Genomic DNA, 638 nt, shown 5'->3' on the forward strand with positions numbered 1-638 from the left:
CTCTTACCATTCCGAACAGAGCAGTTAAGCCCGTTAGCGCCGATGGTACTACTACTGTGGGAGAGTAGGTCGCCGCCTTTTTTGATGCCCTTCATTGTTTAATGAAGGGCATTTTTGTTGTTGTATAGTTCTCAGTAGGCGTACTTACTACCTATAGCCTAAATACCCCATCCTATAGAAGAGATTGTTTTTAGCGTTTAGTATCGCTTAAAAAGGCTATGATATCCTGTTGTTTTATCAGAGTGAGGACAATTTAGTATAAAGGTCTATAAAGGCTGGAAAATAAGCGGTGCTTAGGGCTAAGGATAGACAAGGCTATAGCTTAAGAACAACTTCTGGTTAGATGGATGTAGCTATTGTTTTTAATATTTAGTATGGCAGAAGATGAATAGGATTGGCTGAGAGACTAAAAAAATAGTATAAAAGAAGCAGGGGTGTAATTATTTGTTTTACGCTTTGGTTTAGTCTGGAACTTTTTTATATAAAGCTAAGTTTTTGTTTGATAGCGGATTGCTAAATAATTTAAAAAAAACACAAAAAAAGTATTGCTGAATATGAAAAAGGTTGTATGTTTGCACCCGCTTAGCCGAGGGGCTGATGTTCATTGAAAACGGGGATTTTAAAGGAGTAAGTATTTA

Annotated in this window: 1 rRNA gene; it reads left to right on the top strand. The window is 36.5% G+C overall.

From position 1 onward, the window contains the following. A 5S ribosomal RNA gene (rrf, locus tag ACFSTE_RS22835) occupies positions 1 to 81 on the top strand; the annotation flags it as partial. Between the last annotated feature and the right edge of the window lie 557 nt (positions 82 to 638).

Origin of the sequence: Aquimarina hainanensis, from assembly GCF_042684685.1 — a bacterium.
Classification (GTDB): domain Bacteria; phylum Bacteroidota; class Bacteroidia; order Flavobacteriales; family Flavobacteriaceae; genus Aquimarina; species Aquimarina hainanensis.